Source organism: Bilophila wadsworthia ATCC 49260 (assembly GCF_000701705.1).
GTDB lineage: Bacteria > Desulfobacterota > Desulfovibrionia > Desulfovibrionales > Desulfovibrionaceae > Bilophila > Bilophila wadsworthia.
Genome location: NZ_JNJP01000161.1, coordinates 1 through 3890 on the forward strand (window position 1 = coordinate 1; position 3890 = coordinate 3890).

A 3890-nucleotide genomic window follows, 5' to 3' on the forward strand; every position below is an offset into this window, starting at 1 on the left:
GTCTTGGGAGGGGAAAGGGGGAGGTTTGGAGGGGGGAAGGGGGACCTTTCTCCAGAAAGGTCCCCCTTCCCCCCTCCAATTTTCTTCCCGCCCTCCCTAACGCGCTTCCTTCCACCACCATTGGGCGCGCTGGACCAGTACGTTGACATCACCGCCCGCGGCAACGTTGAGGAATGAACGATACTGGCGGATGGACTCCTGACTCATGGGGTTGGCTTCAAAAAGCCACTCGAACAAGGGGGCGTCCTCGGTCAGGAGCTTGCGCGAGGCTTCCAGACGCCGCCGGAAGGACGGCGTTATGAAAGGCAACAGCTCCTCGTGCTCGGCAAGCGTCGCAAAATACGCCAGACTGGAAATGAAGTTCAACCCCTGAATCGACGCGGCGGCACTGTCGTGGGCCTCGGCGGTCGAACGGAAGGTCGAGCATCCCATGTCTTTAAAAAGCCCCTCCACAAGGCCGATATGCGTATCCGTCGCCGCAGCGCCCGGCGTAATGCAGACGCGGAGGTCGGACGGCTGCGGTTTGGGGCCGAAAAGGGGATGCGTACCCACTACCGGCCCGGCGTAGGCCCGCTCCATTTGGCCCAAAGGCTGCATCTTTACGGAGGTAATGTCCGCAAGGATCTGCCGGCCGTCCAGATGCGGCACGAGATGCGGCAATACTTCAGCCATGGCCCCGGCGGGGATGCACAGGAAAACGGCATCCGCACCGGGCAGGGCCTCGGCGAAAGCCTCATCGGTCAGCGGCAGATCCAGCCCCGCCACCGTATGCCCCGCCGCGCTCCAGCGTGCGGACAGCAAAGTCCCCATCCGGCCCCGGCAGCCGACGATGACCAGACGCCGGGGCGTAAAACCACTTTCAGCCGTGTTGCCGCTCATACCCGCACCTGTCCCCAGCATTCCCAGAAATTCGGGAACGATTTGCTCACGCAAGACGGATCGTCCAGCGTCAGACGTCCTCCCCGCAGCTCCAGCAGGGCCAAACTCATGGCGATACGGTGATCGCCGTGCGCCGAAAAGGCAATGCCGTCAAGCGAATGCAGACGCGACGCCAAAGCGGGATCGCCGTGTATGGTCAAGCCGTCGTCGTGCTCGTCGCAACGGACGCCCACCTTCGACAATTCCTGAGCCGGAACCGCAATACGGTCGCATTCCTTGATGCGCAGGTGAGCCGCGTTCCAGAGGCGGGTCGGGCCTGACGCGTGCGCCGCCACCACCGCCACTGTGGGGACCAGATCCGGGCAGCGGCTCATATCCGCCACCACGCCGCGCAGCTCCGAAGGGTGGACGGTCACCGCATCCGGTTCGATGTCGATCCGCGCACCCATATCACGAAGGATATCCAGCATCACGCGATCGCCCTGCAATGAATCCGCCCGCAATCCTTCAATACGTACGGGACGGGGCCCGATGGCTCCGGCGGCAAGCAGGTAGGACGCGCCCGACCAGTCGCCTTCCACGGCGTAGCGTCCGGCGCGGTACATGGCCGGAACCATGCGGAAACGGACATTCCCCGGCTCGGCCTGCTCCAGCGTATGCCAGTCGACGGCGCTCCACGCACCGCCTTCCTTCCGCTCCACGGAGAACGGCACGCCAAAGTTTTCCAGCGCCTGAAGGGTCAGGCCGACATAGGGCCATGAAACGACCTTGCTGCCGCCGATATTGACGGTCAGGGGAGCACGCGCCAGCGGAGCCGCCAGCAGCACGCCCGAAAGATACTGGCTCGACTCGTCCATGCCGATGCCCACTTCGCCGCCGTCAAGCCCGCACGTTTTCAGGACGAAAGGCGGGAATCCCGGTTTCCCCTCGAACGTGAAGGACACGCCGAGCGTCTCCAGCGCGGCGGTCAGTTCCCCAATGGGCCGTTCGTGCATACGGGGCGCTCCGTGGACGCGGAAACGCCCCATCCCGGCGGCGAGCACGGCGGTCAGCAACCGGCAGGTCGTGCCGGATTCGTGCACGTCGCAGGACAGCGGATCCACCGAGCCGCCGTACGGCTGCCCGCCCACGCCGGAAATCGCGTATTCGCCCTCCCCGGTGCGGACGATGCCCGCCCCGGCTCCCCTGAGGATCGCCATCGTGCGTTCCAAATCCTTGCTTTCGAGCACGCGGCTCACCACGGAATCCCCCTGAGCGAGGGCCGCGCCCATAACCATGCGATGCGATACCGACTTCGACGCCGGAGCCTGTACTGTGATCATCATTCCAACCCGCTTGCTGCTGATGAAAAAACAAAAAGGGCCGCGAACACTCCGTTCGCGGCCCCCGATCAACGCTTGTCCTGACGCTACACCGTCAGACGCACGCCTCAACGCCGCTTCTGCCCCTAAAGTAATAGTAATAGCAAAGACCCCAGTTCATGGGGGCTTCACTCAGGGAAAGGGCGGCGTTCAACGAAAACATCTGTCGGTTCCTTTGTGCAAAAAAACGTAGAAATTACCCTAAAACCAATGCGGCGGGAATGTCAAGTTACGGCTCCGCGACAGTGGGAAGCCCCCAGAGATTTCTTTTTCCTATATCTTCCACTCGGACCAGTGCCCGGCATCGGCGATGCGCCGCATGGCTTTCCGCGTGTTCTCATGGGAGCCGAACGCCGTAAGGCGGAAATAGCCTTCACCGCTCGGGCCGAACCCCACGCCGGGAGTCCCCACTATGCCGAAACGGTTCAAGAGCGCTTCGAAAAAGCGCCACGAATCCATGCCGCCCGGCGTCTTCAGCCAGATGTACGGAGCGTTCACCCCCCCGTAAACGTCCAGTCCCGCCGCTTGCAGCCCGCCACGGATGGTTGAGGCGTTTTCCATGTAATAGCCCACATTGTCGCGTACATCCTGCCGCCCTTCGGGTGAATAGACGGCTTCGGCGGCGCGCTGAACGATGTAGGGGCAACCGTTGTACTTGGTCGTCTGGCGGCGGTTCCACAGCGGCTTGAGGGGCAGCATCCGACCATCGGCGGCGCGCGCCTTTACGGTTTCGGGGATCACCACATACCCGCAGCGCAGCCCGGTAAACCCGGCGGGCTTGGAGAAACTGCGGAACTCCACAGCCACCTCTTTGGCTCCCTCCAGCTCATAAATGCTGTGGGGGATGCCGTCCTCCCGAATATAGGCCTCATACGCCGCATCGAACAGGATAAGGCACTGATTGCTGCGGGCGTAGTCAACCCAGCGCTGCAGCTCGGGGCGGCTCAGGGCCGTGCCTGTGGGATTGTTCGGCAGGCACAGGTAGATGACGTCGGGCCGCTTCAGAGGCAGGGACGGAACAAAACCGTTTTCAGCCGAGCAGGGCAGATAGACGATGCCCGACCAGCTCCCGTTTCCATCAAATGTTCCGGCGCGGCCTCCCATCACATTGGAATCCACATACACCGGGTATACGGGGTCGGTCACGGCGATGACATTCCCGCGCCCGAACAATTCCTGAAAATTGCCGAGATCACACTTCGCCCCGTCGCTGACGAAAATGTCATCGGGATCGATCTCCACGCCACGAGACGCGAAATCCCCTTGCGCGATGGCCTCGCGCAGGAAGCGGTAACCTTGTTCCGGACCGTAGCCACGGAAGCCCTCCGCAGTCGCCTGCTCATCCACGGCCTTATGCAGCGCCTTGATGACCGACGGCGGCAGAGGACGGGTTACGTCACCGATCCCGAGGCGGATGAGCTCCATTTCAGGGTGATTTTCCTTAAATGCATTCACCTTGTGCGCGATATCGGCAAAAAGATAGCTGCCCGGCAACTTGAGATAGTCATCGTTGATCTGTGCCATCTGGTATTCTCCTGAATAAACTAAAAAATTCCACAAAGAACATCGCCGCCCAAGCCCCTCCCCCCGCATCTCCCCAATAGAAAAAACGAAAGCCTTTGGAGAGGGTGGGGGGAGGTTTGGAGGGGG

3 protein-coding genes are annotated in these 3890 nt (G+C 62.0%); all 3 read right to left on the minus strand.

Features of this window, described 5'->3' with window-relative positions:
- Positions 1–96: 96 nt before the first annotated feature.
- On the minus strand, positions 97–879 hold the full coding sequence (locus T370_RS0121460) for a prephenate dehydrogenase/arogenate dehydrogenase family protein (protein ID WP_005028360.1): 783 nt from the start codon (positions 877–879) through the stop codon (positions 97–99).
- Positions 876–2204, minus strand: coding sequence for a 3-phosphoshikimate 1-carboxyvinyltransferase (gene aroA, locus T370_RS0121465; RefSeq protein WP_029436960.1), 1329 nt, complete (start codon positions 2202–2204; stop codon positions 876–878). The genes T370_RS0121460 and aroA overlap by 4 nt, the downstream gene beginning before the upstream one ends.
- Positions 2205–2513: 309 nt before the next feature.
- A complete protein-coding gene (locus T370_RS0121475; RefSeq protein ID WP_029436961.1) occupies positions 2514–3764 on the minus strand; it encodes an LL-diaminopimelate aminotransferase in 1251 nt (416 codons plus the stop codon).
- Between the last annotated feature and the right edge of the window lie 126 nt (positions 3765–3890).

Excerpts from the sequence above, each read along its gene's own strand:
- T370_RS0121460 (WP_005028360.1), bottom strand. The coding sequence starts at position 879 with ATGAGCGGCAACACGGCTGAAAGTGGTTTTACGCCCCGGCGTCTGGTC.
- aroA (WP_029436960.1), bottom strand. The coding sequence starts at position 2,204 with ATGATGATCACAGTACAGGCTCCGGCGTCGAAGTCGGTATCGCATCGC.
- T370_RS0121475 (WP_029436961.1), bottom strand. The coding sequence starts at position 3,764 with ATGGCACAGATCAACGATGACTATCTCAAGTTGCCGGGCAGCTATCTT.